Origin of the sequence: Pseudomonas anuradhapurensis (assembly GCF_014269225.2) — a bacterium.
Classification (GTDB): Bacteria; Pseudomonadota; Gammaproteobacteria; order Pseudomonadales; family Pseudomonadaceae; genus Aquipseudomonas; species Aquipseudomonas anuradhapurensis.
The window spans coordinates 4135037-4158271 of record NZ_CP077097.1 but is presented as its reverse complement, the minus strand read 5'-3'; the positions used below and the strand labels follow the sequence as shown (position 1 = coordinate 4158271).

Annotated in this window: 23 protein-coding genes; 5 read left to right on the top strand and 18 right to left on the bottom strand. The window is 64.2% G+C overall.

Features of this window, described 5'->3' with window-relative positions; translation table 11 throughout:
• Window positions 1–33 precede the first annotated feature (33 nt).
• Window positions 34–516 (bottom strand): hypothetical protein, encoded by a 483-nt coding sequence (locus tag HU763_RS19060; protein ID WP_186685113.1) that lies wholly within the window; start codon window positions 514–516, stop codon window positions 34–36.
• Between the two features lie 361 nt (window positions 517–877).
• Between HU763_RS19060 and HU763_RS19055 the strand changes: the two genes are divergently transcribed.
• A complete protein-coding gene (locus HU763_RS19055; RefSeq protein WP_186685111.1) occupies window positions 878–1501 on the top strand; it encodes a response regulator transcription factor in 624 nt (207 codons plus the stop codon).
• 57 nt (window positions 1502–1558) lie between these two features.
• Here HU763_RS19055 and HU763_RS19050 read toward each other — a convergent pair whose 3' ends face one another.
• From HU763_RS19050 to metG, 7 genes are all read right to left on the bottom strand, one after another.
• Window positions 1559–1735, bottom strand: a complete 177-nt coding sequence (locus HU763_RS19050) for a PA3496 family putative envelope integrity protein (protein ID WP_170031908.1) — start codon at window positions 1733–1735, stop codon at window positions 1559–1561.
• Window positions 1736–1839: 104 nt separating this feature from the next.
• Window positions 1840–2478, bottom strand: a complete 639-nt coding sequence (nth, locus tag HU763_RS19045; protein WP_186685109.1) for an endonuclease III — start codon at window positions 2476–2478, stop codon at window positions 1840–1842.
• A gap of 4 nt (window positions 2479–2482) precedes the next feature.
• On the bottom strand, window positions 2483–3007 hold the full coding sequence (locus HU763_RS19040) for an Rnf-Nqr domain containing protein (RefSeq protein WP_186685107.1): 525 nt from the start codon (window positions 3005–3007) through the stop codon (window positions 2483–2485).
• Window positions 3000–3602, bottom strand: a complete 603-nt coding sequence (locus HU763_RS19035) for an RnfABCDGE type electron transport complex subunit G (RefSeq protein ID WP_186685105.1) — start codon at window positions 3600–3602, stop codon at window positions 3000–3002. Before HU763_RS19035 ends, HU763_RS19040 begins: the two co-directional genes overlap by 8 nt.
• Entirely contained in the window at window positions 3599–4573 is a 975-nt protein-coding gene (locus HU763_RS19030) for an RnfABCDGE type electron transport complex subunit D (RefSeq protein WP_186685103.1), read from the bottom strand. The genes HU763_RS19035 and HU763_RS19030 overlap by 4 nt, the downstream gene beginning before the upstream one ends.
• A complete protein-coding gene (locus tag HU763_RS19025; protein WP_186685101.1) occupies window positions 4570–5103 on the bottom strand; it encodes an Rnf-Nqr domain containing protein in 534 nt (177 codons plus the stop codon). The genes HU763_RS19030 and HU763_RS19025 overlap by 4 nt, the downstream gene beginning before the upstream one ends.
• A 168-nt stretch (window positions 5104–5271) precedes the next feature.
• Window positions 5272–7311, bottom strand: coding sequence for a methionine--tRNA ligase (gene metG, locus HU763_RS19020; RefSeq protein ID WP_170031891.1), 2040 nt, complete (start codon window positions 7309–7311; stop codon window positions 5272–5274).
• A gap of 158 nt (window positions 7312–7469) precedes the next feature.
• Here metG and apbC point away from each other — a divergent pair, with 158 nt between their 5' ends.
• On the top strand, window positions 7470–8564 hold the full coding sequence (apbC, locus tag HU763_RS19015) for an iron-sulfur cluster carrier protein ApbC (protein WP_186685099.1): 1095 nt from the start codon (window positions 7470–7472) through the stop codon (window positions 8562–8564).
• A gap of 146 nt (window positions 8565–8710) precedes the next feature.
• Here apbC and HU763_RS19010 read toward each other — a convergent pair whose 3' ends face one another.
• Window positions 8711–8920 carry a cold-shock protein gene (locus HU763_RS19010; protein WP_003254922.1) on the bottom strand — a complete coding sequence of 70 codons (210 nt, stop codon included), beginning with the start codon at window positions 8918–8920 and terminating at the stop codon, window positions 8711–8713.
• A gap of 328 nt (window positions 8921–9248) precedes the next feature.
• Between HU763_RS19010 and dcd the strand changes: the two genes are divergently transcribed.
• Complete coding sequence (gene dcd, locus HU763_RS19005) at window positions 9249–9815, top strand: dCTP deaminase (RefSeq protein ID WP_003254920.1); 567 nt, start codon at window positions 9249–9251, stop codon at window positions 9813–9815.
• 93 nt (window positions 9816–9908) lie between these two features.
• Window positions 9909–10136, top strand: a complete 228-nt coding sequence (locus tag HU763_RS19000; RefSeq protein WP_186677747.1) for a hypothetical protein — start codon at window positions 9909–9911, stop codon at window positions 10134–10136.
• Window positions 10137–10140: 4 nt separating this feature from the next.
• Here the strand turns inward: HU763_RS19000 and pdeM are convergent, their stop codons facing one another.
• From pdeM to HU763_RS18960, 8 genes are all read right to left on the bottom strand, one after another.
• A complete protein-coding gene (gene pdeM, locus HU763_RS18995) occupies window positions 10141–10794 on the bottom strand; it encodes a ligase-associated DNA damage response endonuclease PdeM (protein WP_186685097.1) in 654 nt (217 codons plus the stop codon).
• Window positions 10791–13244 (bottom strand): ligase-associated DNA damage response DEXH box helicase, encoded by a 2454-nt coding sequence (locus HU763_RS18990; RefSeq protein WP_186685095.1) that lies wholly within the window; start codon window positions 13242–13244, stop codon window positions 10791–10793. The genes pdeM and HU763_RS18990 overlap by 4 nt, the downstream gene beginning before the upstream one ends.
• 67 nt (window positions 13245–13311) lie before the next feature.
• Window positions 13312–14427 carry a succinylglutamate desuccinylase/aspartoacylase family protein gene (locus tag HU763_RS18985; protein WP_170031876.1) on the bottom strand — a complete coding sequence of 372 codons (1116 nt, stop codon included), beginning with the start codon at window positions 14425–14427 and terminating at the stop codon, window positions 13312–13314.
• A gap of 133 nt (window positions 14428–14560) precedes the next feature.
• The gene (locus tag HU763_RS18980; RefSeq protein ID WP_186685094.1) at window positions 14561–16219 is read right to left on the bottom strand and encodes an ATP-dependent DNA ligase; all 1659 of its coding nucleotides are present in this window, start codon (window positions 16217–16219) and stop codon (window positions 14561–14563) included.
• Window positions 16216–17232 (bottom strand): ligase-associated DNA damage response exonuclease, encoded by a 1017-nt coding sequence (locus tag HU763_RS18975; RefSeq protein ID WP_186685093.1) that lies wholly within the window; start codon window positions 17230–17232, stop codon window positions 16216–16218. The genes HU763_RS18980 and HU763_RS18975 overlap by 4 nt, the downstream gene beginning before the upstream one ends.
• 99 nt (window positions 17233–17331) lie before the next feature.
• On the bottom strand, window positions 17332–17673 hold the full coding sequence (locus tag HU763_RS18970; protein WP_186685092.1) for a hypothetical protein: 342 nt from the start codon (window positions 17671–17673) through the stop codon (window positions 17332–17334).
• Window positions 17674–17777: 104 nt separating this feature from the next.
• Window positions 17778–20219, bottom strand: a complete 2442-nt coding sequence (locus HU763_RS18965; RefSeq protein WP_186685091.1) for a penicillin acylase family protein — start codon at window positions 20217–20219, stop codon at window positions 17778–17780.
• A gap of 85 nt (window positions 20220–20304) precedes the next feature.
• The gene (locus tag HU763_RS18960) at window positions 20305–21678 is read right to left on the bottom strand and encodes an aminotransferase-like domain-containing protein (RefSeq protein ID WP_186685090.1); all 1374 of its coding nucleotides are present in this window, start codon (window positions 21676–21678) and stop codon (window positions 20305–20307) included.
• Between the two features lie 155 nt (window positions 21679–21833).
• Between HU763_RS18960 and HU763_RS18955 the strand changes: the two genes are divergently transcribed.
• Entirely contained in the window at window positions 21834–23054 is a 1221-nt protein-coding gene (locus tag HU763_RS18955; protein WP_225931896.1) for an MFS transporter, read from the top strand.
• On the opposite strand, the gene HU763_RS18950 is transcribed toward HU763_RS18955, so the two are convergent.
• Entirely contained in the window at window positions 23032–23229 is a 198-nt protein-coding gene (locus tag HU763_RS18950) for an SEC-C metal-binding domain-containing protein (protein ID WP_003258907.1), read from the bottom strand. The genes HU763_RS18955 and HU763_RS18950 overlap by 23 nt on opposite strands.
• Window positions 23230–23235 lie beyond the last annotated feature (6 nt).

Here is a 23235-nt window from a genome sequence, read left to right as displayed (position 1 = left end):
GGGTTTTTTTTGCTTGCTGCAAACCTGCAGCGCTCATCCGCCTCGGGATGCGGCATCTTCTTCCAGCGGGCTGACCGACAACTGTGCACATTGGCGTTTATCCAGGTTGCAAAAGCGCCATGTCCTGGGCGTTTGCAGCGGTTGGGCCAGTGCCAGCAGGAGTTGCTGTTCCATCAACTGACAAGCATCGGGCCCGGAAAACATGATCGTGACAGGTTCGCCATGTACGGCCTCGCTGAGCTTGCGGGGCGCGCTTGGCGTGCTCTTGGTACCTGGGGTCGGGGGAGTGTCGCTTGCCGTGTTATCCGATGACGGGTTGTAGAACGACTTGTAGTTGAAGTTGAGTGTCAGAAAAAACAATGCTGTCAGAAAGAACGGAAACCCAACCAGGAACCAAGTATAGAGATTCTGGCTGGCTTCGCTGAGAAACGGCAAGGTAGCAAGTGCGGAGGATTCGATGATGCCCGCGAAGATGGCAATGATCGTCAGCGGGGCGACAGGTTGTCTTTCGGGCATGAGGGCTGTCTCCGGCGTTTTCACCCATTGTTGCCTTACTGTGCTGCTCAACTGAAGACTGGACTGTTTCCCCGGCGACGAATCATCGCTGTCCGGTGCGGCGACGAGGATTTTTCAATGGCCCGGGTTGAAACTTCTCAACGGGAAGAGTGGCCTTGAATGGGGTGTTGAAAGACGGGGAATAGTATTTACTTCCTTATTCAGGAAGTTTGTTGTTACAGGCGTAGTAGTTATGTGTAGGAAATTTCTGTAAGTATTGTAGGTTTCATCTGTTCATCTGTTTCTTCGGCAAATCGTCGCGCCATCCCGCGTTCTGTCGGTTATCGTGGCGTGCCAAAGCAGAACAATGAATGGATATCGCATGAATAAAGTGCTCATCGTGGATGATCATCCGGTCATACGCCTGGCCGTGCGCATGCTGATGGAGCGGCATGGTTATGACGTCGTGGCGGAGACCGACAACGGCGTGGCTGCGCTGCAGCTGACTCGCCAGCACCTGCCGGATATCGTGGTGCTGGATATCGGCATCCCGAAACTGGACGGGCTGGAGGTCATCGCCCGCATGACCACCTTCAGCCCTGGCAGCAAAGTGCTGGTACTGACGTCGCAGGCGCCCGGCAATTTCTCGATGCGTTGCATGCAGGCAGGGGCTGCAGGGTATGTGTGCAAGCAGCAGGAGCTCACCGAACTGCTGAGCGCCATCAAGGCCGTGTTGTCGGGCTACAGCTATTTCCCCAACCAGGCCCTGCATGCGTCACGTGGCAAGGGAGGAGGGAGCGAGACGGATATGGTCAACCGCCTCTCGGCACGCGAGATGACGGTGTTGCAACAGCTGGCGAGAGGGCGTTCGAACAAGGAGATTGCCGACAGCATGTTCCTCAGCAACAAGACGGTCAGTACCTACAAATCACGCCTGTTGCTCAAGCTCAATGCACGGTCGCTGGTCGATCTGATCGAGCTGGCGCAGCGTCATGGGCTGAACTGAGCGCCAGGCCGCAAAGCCTCCAGCCCGGAGGCTTTGCCAGCGTTGCAGGCCTTGCGCCTACAGGTCGTAGTCGAAATCGGCCAGCTGTTTCTGCAGGCGCCTTTCTTCCAGCATGTTGTCAATGGTGCGGCGTTTGCTGAGGTTGGTCTTTGCGATTTCCACCGGGGGTTCCGCTTCATCCTCTGCGGCAACAAAATCATCTTCGATCGACAGGTCGTCTTTATCGCTACTCATGAGTCGCTCCAAGCCAAGGGGCCATTGGCCGTCCTTATAACCAGAAAGCAGACTCTGGTAAAAAAGATTTTTTCAATCGCTGCGCGTGGTTTTTGTCTATTGACTCAATCGTTTGAAGTCTTGTGCTTGTACTCGCACAGATCTTCGATGCGGCAGCTGCCGCACCTTGGTTTACGGGCCTGGCACACATAGCGCCCGTGCAGGATCAACCAGTGGTGGGCGTCGAGCAGGTACTCCTTGGGGACGAACTTGATCAGCTTTTTCTCCACTTCCAGCACCGTCTTGCCTGGCGCGATGCCTGTGCGGTTGCTGACCCTGAAGATATGGGTATCCACCGCCATGGTCGGTTGGCGAAACGCGGTGTTCAGCACCACGTTGGCGGTCTTGCGGCCTACGCCAGGCAACGCCTCCAGCGCTTCGCGGGTCTGCGGTACCTGGCCGCCATGGCGCTCGATCAGCAGCCGACAGGCCTCGATGACGTTTTTCGCCTTGCTGTTATACAGGCCGATGGTCTTGATGTACTCGCTCAGGCCTTCGACGCCCAGGGCATGGATGGCTTCGGGGGTGTTGGCGACCGGAAACAGGCGGGCAGTGGCCTTGTTGACGCCCACGTCGGTGGCTTGCGCGGACAGGGTCACGGCGACCAGCAGTTCGAACGGGGTGGAGTAGGCCAGTTCGGTCTTCGGCTCGGGGTTGTCTTCGTGCAGCCTGCGAAAGATCTCCAGGCGTTTGGCGGCATTCATGAAATCAGGGCGTTCCTTGACGACGTGGGTGGGCAGGGCCCGTATGCAGGCGATTGTACAAGGCCCACAGCAGTCCGAGCAGTATCAGGGCGCCGGGGGCCAGGTTGGCCAGGTGCAGGCCGGCAATCTCCGCCAGCCATTGCCGGCTGGCACCGAGCAACAGGCAGCTGGCAAGCAATGCGGCAAGGTACCTGGCAAGCAGACGCCAGCGCCCTTGGATGGGCAGCAAGTGGTCGGTGGCCAGGCATTGCACGCACAGCAACGCGGGGTAGTGGCCGAGGGCGAGTGCCAGCGGTAGCAGCCAGGCACGCAGCGCCAGTTGCAGGCAACTGGCCAGCGCCGCCAGCAACAGCAGGCTGGCCAGCATGAGCGCCCACCCGGCAAGCCTGTGGCGCAGAGGCGCTAGCAGCAACTGGTGCAGGCCGCTCATCAACACCGCGCACACACCGATGGTAGCGCCTTCGCTCAGTGTCCGGGTGGCGCCCAGCAGCGGCACCAGGCTTGTGCCAAGCAGATGGAACCTATTCATCCTGGGTGCCCTCCAGCAGCACGTTGCGCTGCTCGTCGAAATAACCGAGCGCTTCTTGCAGTGCGCTGATCACTGCGCGTGAGGTCACGGTGGCGCCGGCCAACTGGTCGAAGTCGCCCTGGTCACGTTTCAGCGCCCAATGGTCGCCCAGCTGTCGACTGGCAAATTGCCCTAACCAGTTCACCTGTGGGTCCCCCAGGCGTGCTCCCAGCCCGGGGCTTTCCTGTTGTTCGAGTACCTGGCTGCCGATCAGCCGACCGTCTGTGCTGATAGCGACGCTCAGCACGATCGGGCCGGCATAGCCTTGGGTCTGGGTAACCAGAATGATGGCGGCCGGTTTTCCCGCCAGCGTGGCCCGGTAAGCCGCCAGGATGCGGCTGTTTGCTCGCTGTGCGGCGGGCCTGGACAGTGGATTGTCCAGTGGCTGGTTGTCGTAGCTGCCGTCAGGCAACACCGCCAGCCGTTGACGACCTTGCAGCTGTTTCGCTGCATCGGCGATGACCGGACTTGTCCAATGCCGCCAGGCCAGGGTGGCCGACAAGGCCAGTGCTGCAATCACCAGCAACAGTGCTGTATCGCGAACCAGGCGATTCATCGGGCAACCTGCTGGCGCTGCGCCGCCAGGCGCTCAAGGCTCGGCGCCAGGAGGTTCATCAGCAGGATGGCGAACGCCGTGCCATCCGGATAGCTGCCCCAGGTGCGGATCAGGTAGATCAGCAAACCCGCACCCACGCCGAACAGCAGCCTGGCCCACTCATGCCGGGGGCCGGACACCGGTTCGGTGGCGATGAAGAAGGCGGCCATCATGGTCGAGCCGGAAAACAGGTGCAGCAAGGGCGAGCCGTTGGAGTCCGAGCCCGATCCGTTCCAGCCCAGCAGGCTGAAAAGCAGCAGGCCTGCGAGCAAGCCAGCCGGCGCATGCCAGCTGATTACCTTGCGCTGCAGCAGGAACAGGCCGCCGAACAGGAACGCCAGGTTCACCCATTCGCTGCCACGCCCGCCGATGCTGCCAAAGCCCGGGTGGCTGGCGAACAGCTCATCGATGGTCAGGCTGCGATTGTGGCGCAGGCCATCGAGCAGTGTCGGCCGGGCCCAGGCATCGATCTGTTCGCCGCCGGCGAAGACTTGTTGCAGGCTGTCGAGCAGGCCGGGTGCCGGCTCGGGCCAATGGTTCATTTGCAACGGGAAGCTCAGCAGCACGAAGACATAACCGACCATGGCCGGATTGAACAGGTTGCGCCCGACCCCGCCGAAGGCCTGCTTGCCGATACCGATGGCAATGCTGGCGGCGGTCACCGGTAGCCACCAGGGCGCCTGGGTGGGCAGTGCGGCGGCCAACAGTACGGCAGTTACCAGGGCGCTGCCGTCGTTCAGCGCGGGGCTCGGCGCTTGCCCGCGCAACCGCAGCAACAGGGCTTCGCACAGCATTGCGGCACTGGCGCACAGCAACAGGTTCAGCAGCAACCCCCAGCCATGTAGCCATGACAAGACCAGCAAGCCGGGTACGCAGGCCAGCAACACCAGGCCCATGCTGGTGCGCAGCCGCGGGTCGGGCTTGGCGCTCATTGGCTGAACAATCCGTTGAAGCCGGAAAATGCCATGGCCATCACCCCGGCACCGAGCAACTCGATCGGCAGGCCGCGCAGAACGCCAGGGATGTCGGCGTGGCTGCAGCGCTGGCGCAGGTCGGCGAACAAGACCAGCGCCAGCCAGAAGCTGGCGCCGGCCAGCAGCCCTTGCAGCAAGGTGGCGAACCCGGTGTCTTCGTCGCTTGCCTGTTGCAGGGCCAACCCGAGCACCGCCGCGTTGCTCAGTAGTAGCGCGGGCAGTTGCGCCACTGGCCAGGCGGGTTGCCAGCGTGCCAGCAGCCACGGCACACCCCAGGCGAGCAGTGCCAGCCAGGGCAACAGCAGGAACAGCTCAAGACCTTCGCCCAGCAGGGGCATCGCGAGCCTTGCGCCGACCACTCCCAGTGCGATGCATAGCGCGCAGGCAAGGCCATGCACATGCAGGTGCAGCCTGGGGCCCGGCGGTGGTGACAAGCATAGGTGATTGACCAGCGCGGCACTGATCAGGACCAGAAGGTAATCGCTCATGACATGACGATAGCCGGGAATCGCGGCGATTGTCCGGGTTTGGAAGAGAGTGTGGGGCCGCCTTGCGGCCCATTGCGACACAAGACCGCTCCTACAGGGACACGTGATCTTCTGGAGGGGCGGCCCTGGGTCGCGATGGGCTGCGCAGCAGCCCCCCGGCACGTCCGGTTACTTGATGCGCTGGCCTGGCTTGGCGCCGCTGTCCGGGCTCAGCAGGTAGATCTCTTCACCGCCAGGGCCTGCCGCCATGACCATGCCCTCGGAGACGCCGAAGCGCATCTTCCGCGGTTTGAGGTTGGCCACCATCATGGTCAGGCGACCTTCCAGCTTGGACGGGTCAGGGTAGGCCGACTTGATGCCCGAGAACACGTTGCGGCGCTCGTCGCCGATGTCCAGGGTCAGTTGCAGCAGCTTGTCGGCACCCGGTACGGCTTCGGCCTTGACGATAAGGGCTACGCGCAGGTCGACGGCTGCGAAGGTATCGAATTCGATTTCCGCCGACAGTGGGTCCTTGGCCAGCTCGCCGTTGCCGACCGGGGCCTTGGCTTCGGCGGCCAACAGGTCTTCCTTGCTGGCGGCGACCATGGCTTCGACCTTGGCTGGCTCGATGCGGCTCATCAGCGCTTTGAACGGGTTCAGCTGGTGGTTTTCCAGGCGCGACTGGTGGTCGTTCCAGGTCAACGGGGCCACGTTGAGGAAGGCTTCGGCGTCGGCAGCCAGCACTGGCAGCACCGGCTTGAGGAAGATCACCAGTTGGCGGAACAGGTTGATGCCCTGGGCGCAGATGGCCTGCACTTCATCCTGCTTGCCTTCCTGTTTGGCCAGCGACCACGGCGCCTTGTCGGCGATCCAGGCGTTGGCGCGGTCAGCCAGTGCCATGATCTCGCGCATGGCACGGCCGAAGTCGCGGCCTTCATAGGCCTCGGCGATCGACGGGGCGGCCGCCAGGAAGGCTTCGCTCAGCTCGGGTGCGGCATCGCCAGCAACCATCACGCCTGCATTGCCCTTGTGAATGAAACCGGCGCAGCGGCTGGCGATGTTGACCACCTTGCCGACCAGGTCGGAGTTGACCTTCTGCACGAAGTCTTCCAGGTTCAGGTCCAGGTCATCGACGCCACGGCCCAGTTTGGCCGCGTAGTAGTAACGCAGGTATTCGGGCTGCAGGTGGTCGAGGTAGGTGCGGGCCTTGATGAAGGTGCCACGCGACTTGGACATCTTGGCGCCGTTCACGGTCAGGTAGCCGTGGACATTGACCGCAGTCGGCTTGCGGAAGCCGGCGCCTTCGAGCATGGCCGGCCAGAACAGGGCGTGGAAGTTGACGATGTCCTTGCCGATGAAGTGGTACAGCTCGGCCTTGGAGCCCTCGTTCCAGAAGGCATCGAAGTCCAGCTCCGGGCGGCGTGCGCAGAGGTTCTTGAAGCTGGCCATGTAGCCGATCGGTGCATCCAGCCATACGTAAAAGTATTTGCCGGGCTCGCCCGGGATCTCGAAGCCGAAATACGGCGCATCGCGGGAGATGTCCCACTCCTGCAGGCCCGAGTCCAGCCATTCGGCCAGCTTGTTGGCCACCGCATCCTGCAGCGTGCCGCTGCGGGTCCACTGCTGCAGCATGGCCTGGAAGTCCGGCAGCTTGAAGAAGAAGTGCTGGGAATCACGCAGTACCGGGGTGGCACCGGAAATGGCCGACTTGGGGTTCTTCAGTTCGGTGGGCGCATAGGTGGCGCCGCATTTTTCGCAGTTGTCGCCGTACTGGTCTTCGGCGGCGCACTTGGGGCAGGTGCCCTTGATGAACCGGTCGGCGAGGAACATGCCCTTTTCCGGGTCGAAGTACTGGGTCACCGAACGGGTGGCGATGTGCCCGGCTTCACGCAGGCGCGTGTAGATCAGGCTCGACAGCTCGCGGTTCTCTTCGCTGTGGGTGGAGTGGAAGTTATCGAAGTCCACCAGGAAGTCGGCAAAGTCGCTGCTGTGTTCGGCCTGGACGTTGGCGATTAGCTGCTCCGGGGTGATGCCTTCCTTCTCGGCGCGCAGCATGATGGCCGAACCGTGGGCGTCGTCGGCGCAGACATAGATGCACTGGTTGCCGCGCAGCTTCTGGAAGCGGACCCACATGTCTGTCTGGATGTACTCGAGCATATGGCCAAGGTGGATCGATCCGTTGGCATAGGGCAAGGCGCTGGTGACGAGAATCTGACGTGGCTCGGACATGGTGGCTCGGCTACTTATCTGGCGACGGAGTAAAAATGAGGTTGATCGGCCACTATAAAGGGCTGGCGAAGATATTTCACCCCGCATGCACATCTGCTGACGATTGACGGGTTAGGATAGGCGCCTGTTTTACATTCAGTTTGCCAATGGGAGTCTCCATGAGTGCCGTCACCCGTGCCGCCGTCGAAGGCGTGCTTCGCCAGTACACCGACCCCTATCTGAACCAGGATCCGGTCAGCGCCGGCTGCGTGCGCGCCATCGATATCCAGGGCGGCCAGGTCAGCGTGCAGTTGCAGCTGGGTTATGCCGCAGGGCTGTTCAAGAACGGCTGGGCCCAGGTGCTGCAGACCGCCATCGGCAACCTCGCGGGCGTCAGCAGTGTCCAGGTGTCGATCGATTGCGTGGTCGCCGCGCACAAGGCCCAGGCCCAGGTGCCGGCCATGGCCAACGTCAAGAACATCATCGCCGTGGCCTCGGGCAAGGGCGGGGTGGGCAAGTCGACCACCGCGGCCAACCTGGCCCTGGCCCTGGCCCGCGAAGGTGCTCGGGTGGGTATTCTCGATGCCGATATCTACGGCCCCAGCCAGGGCGTGATGTTCGGTATCGCCGAAGGGACCCGCCCGCAGATCCGTGACCAGAAGTGGTTCGTGCCGATCAAGGCGCATGGCGTGGAAGTGATGTCCATGGCCTTTCTCACCGACGACAACACGCCGATGGTCTGGCGCGGGCCGATGGTTTCCGGTGCGCTGCTGCAACTGGTGACCCAGACTGCCTGGGACGACCTGGACTACCTGGTGATCGACATGCCGCCGGGTACCGGTGATATCCAGCTGACCCTGGCGCAGAAGGTGCCGGTGGCAGGCTCGGTCATCGTCACTACGCCGCAGGACCTGGCCTTGCTGGATGCCAGGAAGGGCGTGGAGATGTTCCGCAAGGTCAACATCCCGGTACTGGGCGTGGTGGAAAACATGGCCGTGCACATCTGCTCGAACTGCGGCCATGCCGAGCACCTGTTCGGTGAAGGCGGTGGCGAAAAGCTGGCGAGCCAGTATGGTGTCGACCTGCTGGCCTCGTTGCCGCTGTCGATGCTTATCCGTGAACAGGCCGACAATGGCAAGCCGACCGCCATCGCCGAGCCGGAAAGCCAGATCGCCATGGTCTATCAGGAGCTGGCGCGCCAGGTCGGGGCGCGGATCGTGCTGCAGGAAGCGGCTGCACCGGCAATGCCGAGCATTACCATCAGCGAGGATTGATGTTGGCTTGAGCCTCGTAGCGCCTGGGAGAGCGAGCGCCGCCCGCGCGGCGCTCGCTCTCCCAGGCGCTACGAGGCTCAACCCATCAGGCATAAAAAAACCCGCCGGAAGGCGGGTTTTTCTGAAAGCTAAAAAGCTCGATCGACTTAGGCGATCTGAACTTCTTCAGCCTGCATGCCTTTCTGGCCGCGGGTAGCGACGAAAGTAACAGCCTGGCCTTCTTTCAGGGTTTTGAAGCCGTCAGCTTGGATGGCTTTGAAGTGCACGAACAGGTCATCGCCCGACTGAGGGGTGATGAAGCCGTAGCCTTTCTCATCGTTGAACCACTTAACAACACCGGATTGACGGTTGGACATTTTTCTGTCTCCTTGGACAATTTGATAACGGTCAGGAAAAACCCTGCCCGGGACTGAGCGCAAAGAGAGCAGAAAATTCAGCGATGGGCCGATCAGGATCGTGCATCAAACTAGAGATTCTCGGTGTCACGTGCAGCACAGTGGCGTCACCTTACCCCACTTTCCGCAACCTGCCAATGGTCAGAAGGCGCTTTAGGCGAATTCGGATCGACGGCGGCGCAAACCCCCGCCCGGCGCGGGATGAGGCATGGAACTTTAACCTGGGCGCGGGGACCGGTAAGATGCGCGTCTGGTTTTTCCCCTCGCAACTCTTCTAGGACATCCCGCCATGAGCATCAAATCGGACAAGTGGATTCGCCGCATGGCGCAGGAACACGGCATGATCGAACCGTTCGTCGAGCGCCAGGTGCGCGGCGAGCAGGACAACCGGGTAATTTCCTTCGGCGTCTCCAGCTACGGCTACGACGTGCGCTGCGCCGACGAATTCAAGGTGTTCACCAACATCAACTCGGCCACCGTCGACCCGAAGAACTTCGATGCCGGTAGTTTCGTCGACATCAAGAGCGACGTCTGCATCATCCCGCCGAACTCCTTCGCCCTGGCGCGCACCGTCGAGTACTTCCGCATTCCGCGTGACGTGCTGACCATCTGCCTGGGCAAGAGCACCTATGCCCGTTGCGGCATCATCGTCAACGTCACCCCGCTCGAACCCGAATGGGAAGGCCACGTGACACTGGAGTTCTCCAACACCACCACGTTGCCGGCCAAGATCTACGCCAACGAAGGGGTGGCGCAGATGCTGTTCCTGCAGTCCGACGAAGAATGTGAAGTGTCGTACAAGGACCGTGGCGGCAAGTACCAGGGCCAGCGCGGCGTCACCCTGCCGCGTACCTGAGCCGACAAGCGCGGGGAATTACCCGCGCCTTTGGCACTCCAACGGGATAATGCCGATGCGCATGATGCGCAGCGGCCTTGTCAGGAGCAGCCAATGAAACTCCATCCCGCAATCAGTGCCAAGCTGGCAGTCCTGCAGCCCAACCATGTGGGGTTGTTGTCCTGGTCACTGCTGGCGCACCCGCTGCCGATGCAGGCGGGGGGCGTGCCCCACCAGCCTGATCCAGATACGCCACAGCCGCCGGAGCCGGGCGAAACACCGCCCATGGAACCGGGCGAGCCGACTCTGCCTGACGAACCGCCTCCGGCGCCTGTCGCCTGAACCGCTAAAGCGCCCAGACGCGCCCTGCACCGGCCAGGTAGACGCGGCTGGTAACCGTAGGCGTAATTTCCCAACCCCCGGTGAACTCGCCGAACGCCGGCAGCAGGCTGACCTGGCCGTCGACCATGAAGCACGGCAGGCGCAGGCGCTGTCGCGCCTTGCCGCGCAGGACGAAGACCGGGTGGACATGGCCGGCCAGCACTGGGTGTGTTGGATGAGCATGCGGTTCGTGCTGTAGCGCGAAGGGTTCCAGAAGCCAGGGTTCGTCCAGTACCTCGATGCCAAGAGAAGTGGGTGGATCGCCGGCGCTACGATCATGATTGCCGCGTATCAGCACGATCTTCACGGTCTTGTGCCGTTCGCGCCAGGTCTGCAGCCTGGCCAGCGTCGCTGGCGCTCGCGCCGCGCGTGCATGCAGGAAGTCGCCCAGAACGATCAGTTGCTCGCAATCATGCGCGGCCAACAGGGCATCCAGGCGGGCCAGCGTCGCGGCAGTGGTACCGCGCGGTACCGGCTGGTGCAGGGCGCGATAGCTTGCCGCCTTGCCGATGTGCACGTCGGCGACCAGCAGGGCGCGGCGTGCCGGCCAGTAGATGGCCTTGTCGGAAAGCAGCCAGAGCTGCTGGCCACAGTGTTCGATGGCCAATAGGTCGGTCATTGAGTATTACTCGCTGCGCTTTCCAGTTCGGCGACCATCCGTGCAATCCGGTCTGCCAGTTTCTCGGTGCTCAAGGTTTCGCGCATGCCCTCCACCAGCAAGGCAAACGCCAACGGCCCCGGCCGTTGCAGCAGCCGCAGGTCGAGCCGCAGGCGCTCCATTTTCAGCAGTTGCCGATGCAGCCGCTCGATCTCCAGTTCCTCATTCAACACTTCGTCTCGCGCCTGGCCCAGCAGCAAGTTGTCGGCGTCATGCTTGCGAAAGACCTCGTAGAACAGGCCACTGGACGCCTGAATCTGTCGCAGGCTTTTCTGCGCTGCCGGATAGCCGCCAAACACCAGCCCGGCAATCTGGGCGATCTCGCGAAAACGCCGCAATGCCATTTCACCCGCGTTGAGGCTGGCCAGCACGTCGTCGAGCAGGTGCTCTGTAGCCAGTGCCTGCGGCAGGTGGATCGCCCAATCCACGTTGCCGGGGCTGAGCAGTTCGAAGCCATAGTCGTTGACAGCGATCGAGACCGACAGCGGCTGCACGCGGCTCACCCGCCAGGCAATCAGGTTGGCCAGGCCAAGGTTGGCCATGCGCCCGGCGAACGGGTACAGGAACAGATGCCAGCCCTGGCGGGATTTGAAGGTTTCGGCCAGCAACGTGGCGGTGGACGGCAGCGCCGACCATTGCGCCTGCAAGGCCAGCAGCGGGCGCGCCACGCGCATTTCCGGGCCCTCGAAACGCCCTTGTGCTGCTGCATCCAGCTGGCCGACCAGAGCCTCGGCCAGTTCGCTGGAGAGCGGCATGCGGCCGCCGTTCCAGCGGGCAACCGCGGCCTTGCGGGCGCTGCTACGGCGCACGTAGGCGGTCATGTTTTCCACGCGTACCAGTTCCAGCACGCGCCCGGCGAACAGCAAGGTATCGCCAGGCCGCAAGCGGGCGATGAAGGCTTCTTCGACGCTGCCCAGCGCTTTGCCCCCACCGCCCTTGCTCCAGTACTTGAGTTGCAGGCTGGCGTCGCTGACGATGGTGCCGATGCTCATGCGGTGGCGGCGTGCCAAGCGTTCGCTGGCGACCCGGTAAATGCCGTCGGCCTGGCGCTCGACCCGCTGGTAGTCGGGGTAGGCGCTGAGCGAGCTGCCGCCATGACAGACGAAGTCCAGCGCCCATTGCCACTGGCTGTCACGCAATTCGCGGAAGGCCCAGGTGCTGCGCACTTCCTCGAGCAACAGTTCGGCGTGAAAACCACTGCCCAGGGCCATGCTGACCAGGTGTTGCACCAGCACGTCCATGCACAGGCGTGGCGAATACCGCGCCTCGATGTGCCCGGCGGCCAGGGCCTGCCTGGCGGCAGCTGCCTCGACCAGTTCCAGGCTGTGGGTGGGCACCAACGTAACCCGCGAGCGCCGCCCTGGCGCGTGGCCGGAGCGCCCGGCCCGCTGCATCAGCCGGGCAATACCCTTGGCCGAGCCAATCTGCAGCACGCGCTCCACTGGGAGAAAGTCCACGCCAAGGTCCAGGCTGGAGGTGCAGACCACCGCTTTCAGGCCGCCCTGCTTGAGGCTGCGCTCCACCCAGTCACGGGTCTCGCGGGCCAGTGAAGCGTGGTGCAGGGCGATCAACCCGGCCCAGTCGGGGCGTGCGTCGAGCAGCGCCTGGTACCACAGTTCGGCCTGTGCCCGGGTGTTGGTGAACACCAGGCAGCTGCTACTGGCGTCGATTTCCTGGCAGACCTGTTCAAGCATCTTCAGGCCCATGTGCCCGGCCCAGGGGAAGCGCTCGATGGCTGCCGGCAGCAGGGTATCGACCAGCAGCGGCTTGTCTTGCCTGCCTTGCACCAGCAGGCCACCCTGCGGCAGCAACACCTCCAGCGCGTGCTGAAGGTTGCCGAGGGTGGCGGACAGGCCCCAGGTCGGCAGGCCAGGGTGCCAGCGGCGCAGGCGGGCCAGGGCCAGTTGCAGTTGTACGCCGCGCTTGTTGCCCAGCAGTTCGTGCCATTCGTCCACCACCACCAGGCGCAGCGTGGCGAAATCGTCGCGGGCCTGTGCGCGGGTCAGCAGCAGGGTCAGGCTTTCGGGGGTGGTGACCAGCACACTGGGCAGGCGTCGCGCTTGGCGGGCACGTTCGGCACTGCCGGTATCGCCGCTGCGCACGCCCACGCTCCAGGGCAGGCCGAGCTCGTCCAGCGGCGCCTGCAAGGCGCGGGCGGTGTCAGCGGCCAGGGCACGCATCGGCGTAACCCACAGCACCTGCAACGGCGCAGCCTGTCGCCCCTGGGCTTCGGCCTTGAAGGCGCGTAGCGCGGCGAGCCATACCGCGTAGGTTTTGCCGGCACCGGTACTGGCATGCAGCAGGCCAGATTCGCCGCGTGCCACGGCGGCCCAGACACGGCGCTGGAAAGCGAACGGCTTCCAGCCACGCTTGGCGAACCAGGCACTGGCGAGGTCGGTGGCGGCGGGCATCGGGCATGGCGTCCTTGGCGGGCTGTGTTTCTACAGACAACCGGCCAGATGCAATGGTTTTACCTGATCAATTGGCCAGCAGGTAGCCGCTGCGGCATACCTGCTCACCGGCCACATGGGCGATGACCATGCCGGCGGTGGCCATGCGCCGTACGCTGCGCGCATACAGCAGACCGGGCTGATCGTTGCGCACGGCAGTCACGCGGTCGCTGAGCGGGTCGATCACTTCGGCGATCAGCTGGCCAGCCTCGAGGGTTTGCCCAGGCTTGGCGTGGTACACCAGCAGCCCGCCCAACGGGGCGACCACGGGCTCGACCGCGGCCAGTGGGGTAGCGGGGCTGCGCAACGCGGGCAGGGCGGCGTGGGCGCCTTCGATGACCCCGCTGTAGGTCAGGAAGTCGAGGATCGCCTGGCAGTCCTTGCTGGCCAGGTCATGGCTGACATCGGCCTGCCCGCGCAACTCGACAGTCACCGAGCAGCAGCCCAACGGAATCGGGAAGCGCTTGCCGAAGCGCTGCTGCAACTGCCACCAGACCAGGCTGAAGCACTCATCGAACGACTGCCCGCCCGAGTCGGTGGCCAGCAGGCTGGCCTGCGCGCCCAGATAGCGGGCCAGGGGCTCGATCTGCACCCAGGCGTCCGGGGTGGTGTACAGGTGCTCCACAGCTTCGAAATCGCAATGCAGGTCCAGCACCATGTCGGCATCGCAGGCCAGCCGCTGCAGGATCAGGCGCTGGGCTTGCAGCGGTGTGCGTGCAGGGTGCGCATCCAGGCCACGGCGCAGGTACTCGCGGATCAAGGCGAGATTATGCGCCGGGTCCTGGGTCAGGTGTTCTTCGATCTGATCGCCGATGCTGTCCGACAGGTCGACGAAGTTGCGGTTGAAGTTCTCACCGCTTTGCAGTTCGAAACGCCCCAGCGGTGCGTCCAGCAGCACCTGTTCCAGGCCGACCGGGTTGGCCACGGGTACCAGGATGATCTCGCGCTGCAGGCGGCCTTGCTGTTCCAGTTCAGCCAGGCGGCGCTTGAGATGCCAGGCCACCAGCATGCCCGGCAACTCGTCGGCATGCAGCGAGGCCTGGATATACACCTTGCCGCCACCGCGGGGGCCGAAGTGGAAGCTGTGCAGCTGGCGGGTGATGCCCGGAACGGGGGACAGCAGGTCGTGGGTTGAATGGTGCATGGTCGTCCTGATGGCGTGGCGAAAACGGTCTGCGACACGGGTCGGCACACAGATAGAAGCATAGATTGCGTGACTGCGCCTCATCCGCTATCAGTTGGATCAGCGCGCGGTCTGGTTCGCGGTGCGAATTGTCTCAAGCCAGCAGGGCCTGCAGGGTCGCCAGGTCGTCCGCCTCTTCAACCGGCTTGTCCAGCCGCCAGCGCAGCATCCGCGGAAAGCGCACGGCAATGCCGCTCTTGTGCCTCCGGGACAGGGCGATGCCCTCGAAACCCAACTCGAATACCAGCGTCGGTGCCACGCTGCGTACCGGGCCGAAGGTTTCGACCGTGGTCTTGCGGATGATGGCGTCGACCTTGCGCATCTCTTCGTCGCTGAGCCCTGAATAGGCCTTGGCAAAAGGTACCAGCGCCCGCCCCGGGGTGCCGGCCGGCGCGTCCCACACGGCGAAGGTGTAGTCGCTGTACAGGCTGGCCCGCCGGCCATGGCCGCGCTGGGCATAGATCAGCACGGCATCGACGCTGAACGGGTCGATCTTCCACTTCCACCAGGTGCCCATGTCCTTGGTCCGCCCTACGCCATACAAGGCCTCGCGCTGCTTCAGCATCAAGCCTTCCACCCCCAGGCTGCGTGACTGTTCGCGCTGGCGGGCAAGGTCGGCCCAGTCCGGGCCTTCGAGCAGCGGCGAGAGCAGCACCGGGGCCAATGGCTGTGCCTCGAGCACCCGTTCCAGCTGCCGGCGGCGCGCGTGCTGCGGCCGGCTGCGCCAGTCCTCGCCCTGCCATTCCAGCAGGTCGTAGGCCTGCAGGACCACCGGCGCATCGCTCAGCAGCTTCTTGCCCAAGGTCTTGCGGCCCAGGCGCTGCTGCAACAGGGCAAAAGGCTGTACCGCCAGCTGTTCCGCCGAGCTGCCCGGTTTCCACACCAGGATCTCGCCATCGAGCACGACCCCGTCGGGCAGGGTCTGCGCCAGGCTGTGTAGCTCGGGAAAGCGCTCGGTGACCAGTTCCTCGCCGCGCGACCAGACCCACAGCTGGCCGTCGCGTTTGACCACCTGGGCGCGAATACCGTCCCACTTCCATTCGATCTGCCAGTCGTTTGGCGAGCCGAGCACTGCATCGAACTGTTCGCTCGGCACTTGCAGAGGGTGAGCCAGAAAGAACGGGTAGGGCTGGCCGCCACGCTGGCCATGCTCATCGTCTGATGCCGGGGCGACCAGGCTCTGGTAGCTGGCGGCGGTGGGGCGGTGGCTGATGTCGGTGTAGCCGACCAGGCGCTGGGCCACGCGTTTGGCATCCAGCCCGGCCAGTTGCGCCAGGGCACGGGTGACCAGCAGCTTCGATACGCCAACGCGAAAGCTGCCAGTGATAAGCTTCAGGCACAGCATCAGGCTGGGGCGGTCCAGCTGGGCCCACAATGGCGCCAGGCGTTGCTGAAGCTGATCGACGGGCAGGCCGCGCAATGGCAGCAGATGGTGTTCGACCCAGTGGGCCAAGCCATCGTCGCTCGCGTGATGGCTTTGCGGCACCAGCAGGGAAATGGTCTCGGCCAGGTCGCCAACGGCCTGGTAGCTTTCCTCGAACAGCCAGTCCGGCAGCCCGGCCAACGCAGTGGCCAGTTCGCGCAGCACCCGCGTAGGCACAAGTTGGCGCGGCCGGCCACCGGCCAAGAAGTACACGGCCCAGGCGGCATCCGCAGCTGGGGCGGTGCTGAAGTAGTCACGCAAGGCCTGCAGCTTGGCAACGCTGGAGGTGGTCGCATCCAGCCTCAGGTACAGGTCGGCGAACGCTTTCATGCGTTTGGCCCCGTGGCGACAGCGTCGTCTTCCTCGCCGTATTCGGTCGCGAAGGCGCGGGCATCGAGGCCTTGTTCGTTCAGGTAGCGCACCAGCACATTGACTGACCCGTGGGTGACCATCACCCGTTCCGCGCCGGTCTGGCCGATGGCCCAGAGCAACCCCGGCCAATCGGCATGGTCCGAGAGCACGAAGCCACGGTCCACCCCGCGCCGTCGGCGGGTGCCACGCAACAGCATCCAGCCACTGGCGAAGGCATCGCTGTAGTCGCCGAAACGGCGCATCCAGCTGCTGCCAGCGGCCGAGGGTGGAGCCAGGACCAATGCCTGGCGCAGCAGCGGGTCGTTGCGCGGGATATCACCGGCGTAGCGGGTCTCTGGCAAGTACACGCCAGCTTCCCGATATACCCGGTTGAGCGGCTCGACGGCGCCATGCACCAGGATCGGGCCAATGCTGGCGTCCAGCCCGTGGAGGATCCGCTGGGCCTTGCCGAAGGCGTAGCAGAACAGCACGCTGGCCTTGCCCTGTGCGCAGTTGGCGCGCCACCAGGCATTGATCCCGGAGAAAATTTCGCCTTGGCTGGGCCAGCGGTAGATGGGCAGGCCGAAGGTCGATTCGGTGATGAAGGTGTGGCAGGGCACCGGTTCGAACGGTGCGCAGGTGGCGTCCGGCTCCACCTTGTAGTCACCGGAGGCGACCCAGACCTCGCCCTGGTACTCCAGGCGCACCTGCGCCGAGCCCAGGACATGCCCGGCCGGGTGCAGGCTCAGGGTAACGCCATGGTGCAGCAGGCGTTCGCCGTAGGCCAGGGTCTGCAAATTGATGTCCTGGCCGAGGCGGCTGCGCAGGATGCCGGCGCCAGGGCTGGCGGCCAGGTAATGGCGATTGCCGATGCGGGCGTGGTCGCCGTGGCCATGGGTGATCACAGCTCGGTCCACGGGCCGCCACGGGTCGATATAGAAATCACCGGGCGGGCAGTACAGGCCTTCGGGGCGGGCGATGACGAGGTCCATGGCTCAACGTCTGGGATAGGGCTTGCTAGCTCAGAGTGTCGAGGGCCGCGGCAAGTTCGATGTGTGAGGGCAGCCCTCTCGAGGGCTGCCCGGACCGCGTCAGGAAATAGCGATCTTCCAGCCCGACTTTCTGGCGTCTTCGATACTGATCTTGGCAACGCGGGAGATGTTCAGGCGTTTGCCGTCATGCATCAGGTAGGGAGCGGTACGGAAGTGATCCCATACGGTGTCGGCGCTGCTTGGCCGCAGGTCCTCGGTGTCATAAGTGATTTCCAGCTTGGCCGGTGAAGTGACAGCAGGGGCGCTGGCATCTCCGTCGCTGATCATGCGGTAGTCGGCGATGGCGGTACCTACCCAAAGTTGTGCATTGACGGTAGCGCCAGCTGGAACTTTGAGCGTATCCGGCCAGGAAATTTCAATTTTCAGGGTTTCTGTAGCCATGTTCATCATCCTCTTGATGGAAGTGTGCCGCAGCTGTCGGGGAACAGTGCGGCACCGAGGATGCTAGGTAGCTGGCCGGCTGCGGGTCAGCAGGAAACGGTCCACTAGCGGCCAGGCACCAACGTCAAACGCTGATTGCCATACGCGCGCCCGAAGTTCTGCTGCTGCAGCGGCAGGCTCATGAAGCGCCCCTTGAACCAGGCATCCAGCCCGTCGCTGTAGTGTGCGCTGGCCGGGTTGCCGGACTGTCCACTGCTGGTCAGCACCTGCAACGGCTCGGCCTGGCCGAAGTCGACGATCATCCGTGCCGAGGCTGGCAGGCGGGTATCGAAGTCGCTGCCCCAGGCGTAGGGCGTCAAGGCCAGGGTGGTGAAATCACCACCGGCAGCCTGCGGCGAGCGGCTGATGGCATCGCCCAGGCCGTGGTAGGCCGGTGCCGGCCAGCGGTACTGGTGCAGCTTGCCCCACTGCCAGGCGCGGCGGTCGGCCCCCAGTTGCGTGGTGCCCGCGTCGATGGCGCCAGCCAGGCTGCGCGCCAGGATGGCCGGCTTGTCTTCTTTCTGCGGGGTGTTGCGGTCATCCCAGAGCGGGCTGTCGTCGCGCCCCAGCAGGTGGTCAGCCTGGGCCGAGAACGACAACCGCGCATTGCTGACGAAAGCCTGCCAGGCCGGGCTGGATTCCGGCCCGAGGTCGTCGAGGAAGGTTTGTCGCGCGACTTCCTGGAGGAACAGTTGGTACAGGGCGGCATCGGCCGACACCGGGCTCAGGCGGCCATCGAAGGCCTTGAGCCGGGCCAGCGCGTCGCGGGCCTTGTCACGCTGGGCGGCGGGCAGGGCGTCGATTGCCTGCTGCAGCGGCTGGGCCATGCCAGGGGCGTCGAACACCTGCTTGAGCTTGTCGCCCAGCAGGGTGACCTGGTCGTTCTGCAGGGCCATCAGGCTGCGGCTGTCGTGACGGCCATTGGCGGCCAGCTGCGCCTGGCGTTCGGCCCGCTCGGGGTAGTACCAGGTGCTGGACAGTTGCATGCCATAGCCGCGCGGCAGGCTGCGCTGGTTGGCGTGGCCGATCCAGCCGGCAGGCGGGTCCTGGTCGTAAGGGTGCAGCATCGGGTCGGCAAAGCCGTCCCAGTCGTAGCGGCCGTCCCAGCCCGGCGATGGCAGCAGGCCCTGGCCGTCGCGGCGGTTGGGGTAGCGGCCACTGACTTGCCAGCCGATGTGCTCGGGCTCGGCGAAGACGAAGTTGAGGGCGGCGGCAGTCACTTCACGGGTACTGTCGAAGGCGCGCTCCACGCTCTGCGCCCGGGTCAGGTCGAACAGCGCATCCAGGCTGCGGTCACCCTTGACCTGCGGCAGGTTCAGCGCCAGGCCCAGGCTGGCATTGCCTGGCTGGGCCAGCAGGGTACCGTGGCGGGTGTCATACATCACTTCGCGCAACGGGCGCTGGCCACGGACGAAGAAGGTTTCGCTACGGGCGCGAGCCGGCAGCCATTTGCCGTCGGCCAGGTAGCTCACCTGGCTGCCCTGATGTCGCAGTTGTTCCAGGTACAGGTCCTGGTTGTCGGCCATGACCGCGCTGCTGCTCCAGGCCAGCTTGCCGTTGTAACCGGCCAGCACGATGGGCAGGCCGGGCAACGACAGCCCGGCGACCTGGTACTTGCCGGTGTGGATCTGCACCGGGCTCAGGGCCCAGGCGGCGCGGCTGTCGCTGGCCAGCAGGCTCTTGCCGCTGCGGCTGCGTTGCGGCGCCAGGGCCAGGTTGGCCGAACCGGGGCTGCCCAGCAGGTCGAGGTCGGCGAGCTTCTGGCTGGCGGCGGCCAGGGCTGGCAGGCCAGGCAACTGGCTGGCCAGGTTCAGGCCCTTGAGCTTGTCTACTTCTGCTTCGGCCAATGGCTCGTCCGGGGCGCCGGGCAACAGCCAGGCCAGCTTGTCGCTGCCGGCTTTCTGCGCCAGGACCAGGGCACTCAGTTCTTCCTGCAGGTTCACTGACTGGCTGAAGGCGTACAGGCTGAAGATCAGCGCCGAATCCTCGGGCTTCCAGTATTCGGGACGATAGCCACTGCTGGCCAGGCCGGCCGGCAGCCTGTCGCGGTAGCGGAACAGGTAAGCGTTGACCCCGCGTGCATACACCTCGAAAAAGCGCTTGAGCCGTGGCGATGCTTCGGCGTACTGCTGGGCGGCGCTCTGCTTGAGGTTGGCGGCGCGCATCAGCCGGTCGATGTCCAGCGCGTCGCTGCCGGCCAGTTCGGCCAGGCGGCCCTGCGCCAGCAGGCGCATGGCCACCATCTGTTCGATACGGTCGCCGGCATGCACGTAGCCCAGGCTGAACAGCGCGTCATGGAAGCTGCTGCTTTCGATCAGTGGCGCACCCATGGCATTGCGCCGTACCGAGACGTTCTGCGCCAGGCCCTTGAGCGGCTGCACGCCACTGGCCGGTGGCACGCTGCCCTGGTAGCCGCCCGTCTGGCAGCCGGCCAGCCCGAGCATGCCGAGCAGCGTGGCGGCGGTTACGAACCGCGGGCGGAAGGGGGGGAAGGCGGGGGCGGCCATGACAAGGGCTCCTGCAAGGCGTGGCGGTTTTGGAAAGGCGCTAAGGTAGTAAGCGCGCAGGCGCCATGCAAGGTCCTTGGGCGCTTTATTTGCCAGCGCCGGTACAAACCTTGAAGTGGATGGCCAAGGCATCGGAAAAATGCGTGCAATTGATGCGTGCATGGCGTTGATAGTCCCGGCTCACGGCGAAGGCCGAGCCCGGCATCAGGAGCACCTTGTGCTGCTCCAGGCGCTGCATGAACGGCTGCAGGTCGGCCAGCTCAGGGTGATAGACCCACAGGAACATACCGCCTTGTGGCTTTACGTCGAACTGCCAGCCACGCGCTCGCAACAATTGCTGGGTTTGCGCCTGCTGGCGGATCATGCGCTGCTGCAGGTCTTTCATGTGCCGGGCATAGGTGCCATCGGACAAGATGGTGTTGACGAAACGTTCGCAAAACGCTGGCACGGCAACGCAGGTCAGCAGTTTCAGACGCGTCAGCGGTTCGATCAGCGAAGCCGAACAGGCGATGTAACCAACGCGCAGTGACGCGGACAGGCACTTGGAGAAACTGCCGATGTAGATGACCCGCTCGAGGTTGTCCAGTTCGGCGAGGGTCTGGCGCATGCCCAGGCTGAAGTCGCCATACACGTCGTCCTCGACCACGAAGAAGTCGTGCTCCGTCGCCAGGCGCAGGATGCCGAAGGCAATGTGCGGGCTGATGTTGCCGCCGGTCGGGTTATGGAAGTTGCTGTTGCAGAAGAACGCCTTGACCTTGTGCCTGGCCAGCTGGGCTTTGATGTCCTCCACGTCCGGCCCGTCCTGGGTACGCCGCACGCCAAGTACCTGGCCACCGGCCAGCTGGATCAGCTTGATCAGGTTGCCATTGCCGGGCTCGTCGACCAACACGTGATCGCCGGGCTTGATCAGCAACCGCGCAACCAGGTCCAGTGCCTGCGTGGCGCCCAGGGTGGTCAGCAACTGGCTGGGGCGGGCTTCGATCCGGGTCAGGCGCTGCAGGTGCATGGACAGTTGCCTGCGCATGGGCAGGTAGCCCTGGATGTCGCCATATTCCGCCAGCGAACTCTGCTCCAGCCGCGCAGTGCGGCGTATCGCCTTGGCCAGCAGCTCGGTGTCACGCCAGGCCGGTGGCAGCCAGCCGCTGCCGAGCTTGGTGTAGTGCCGGCCACTTTGCAGCAGCGTGAACAATGGGTCGTCGGCCATGCCTGCCGGGGGCTCGGCAGGGCCGGTATCTGATGTACCTGGCTGCCGGCTGCTACAGGCGACAAAGTAGCCGCGGCCTGGGATGGCGGTCAGCACACCTTCGCTGACCAGCCGGGCATAGCTGGAGACGACATCGTGATAAGTGCAGTCAGCCGCCGCGGTTAGCTTGCGGATAGATGGCATGCGCTGGCCAGGCAGCCACTCGCCGGCTTCGAGGCGCTGTTTCAATTGGTCATGCAGGCTGTTCGGGCGCATGGCGGGTCCGCCGACTGTTAGAAAAAACAGCCTAACAGTTAACCGGAAAGTGCGTCGACTGTTTGCGTTTCAGGGCGCGGCAGCTGCCACCATGCCCCCGCCGGTGCCGTTGCAAGTGCCGGATACGTGACCGTCCACCCACCTGAGCACATGCCATGTCGAGCACACTTCCGCGGCGCACCTACCTGTATTTCACGGCGCAATCGATCAACCTGACGACAGCGGTCATGTCGGTGACCATGGCTGCCACTGTCGGGGCGGCGCTGGCGCCTGCCAGCACCTGGTCCACTGTGCCTTACGGTTTTCAGTTCCTGTGCATGATGCTGGCCACTTACCCGGTCTCCAGGCTGATGGGCCGTATTGGCCGCAAGCGGGCATTCATGCTGGGCTCGATACCTTTGGCCGTGTCCGGCATTACCGGCTACCTGGCGGTGCAGCAACAGCACTTCGCGACCCTGGTGATCAGCCACTCGGCGTTGGGTATCTACATTGCGTTCGCCAACTTTAACCGCTTTGCCGCTACCGACAACCTGGCACAGAGCCTGAAACCCAAAGCGCTTTCCCTGGTTGTGGCCGGCGGTGTGATGGCTGCCGTGGTTGGGCCGGCACTCACCGAGTGGCTCCGCGACGTTGGCGGCTACCCGCTGTTTTCGCTGTGTTACGCCGCTTTTGTCGGCCTGGCGGCGATGTCCTTGCTGATTGCCGCCTGCCTGCCCGGCGAGGCCACAGGGGCGATCCGGGTGCCAGCGAGAAACGCGTCTGCTGCAACCAGCGAACCGCTCAGCCCGGTGCTGGTCGTGGCCATGGTCGTGGCCGCGCTGGGTTACGGGGTCATGAACTTGCTGATGATCCAGGCTTCCATGCACATGAAACACCTGCATGAGGATTTCTCCGACGTGCGCCTGGCGATTCAATGGCATGTGATTGCCATGTTCGCCCCGTCGTTCTTCACCGGCGCCATCATCCACAAGCTCGGGATCAGGGCCACCCTCTGCGCCGGCCTGGGCCTGTTGATCGGTTGCACGGCCATGAACCTGTGGTCGCACAGTTACGCGATGATGACCTTGTCGTTGATAGCCCTTGGCCTTGGCTGGAACCTGACCTACGTGGGCGGCGGGGCGTTGCTGGCGCAAACGCTGCAGCACAGCCCGTCGGCCATGCACATGCAAGGGAAGAACGACCTGGCCATCGCCCTGTTCGCCACCGTTGGCGCATTCAGCCCGTCGCTGTTGCTGGGCTCGGTCGGCTGGAAGGGTACCAATGCCATCTGCATGGCACTGTGCATCGTGCTGCTTCTGGCCTGTGGCCATGCACTGCGCGGCCCGCTGGCGGGGCGCGCACGTGCTGTTCAGGTCAGGCGCCGTGGCACTTCTTGAACTTTTTCTGGCTACCGCACGGGCATGGGTCGTTACGGCCAACGTCTTTCAGGGCGTTGCGTACCGGCTCCTGGTGGCCGTGGTTGCAGTGCGGGCCGTGAACGTGGCCATGATCGTGGTGGTGATCATGGTCGTGGTTGCAGTCAGGGCCATGAACGTGGGGTTGCTGGGACATTGCAGG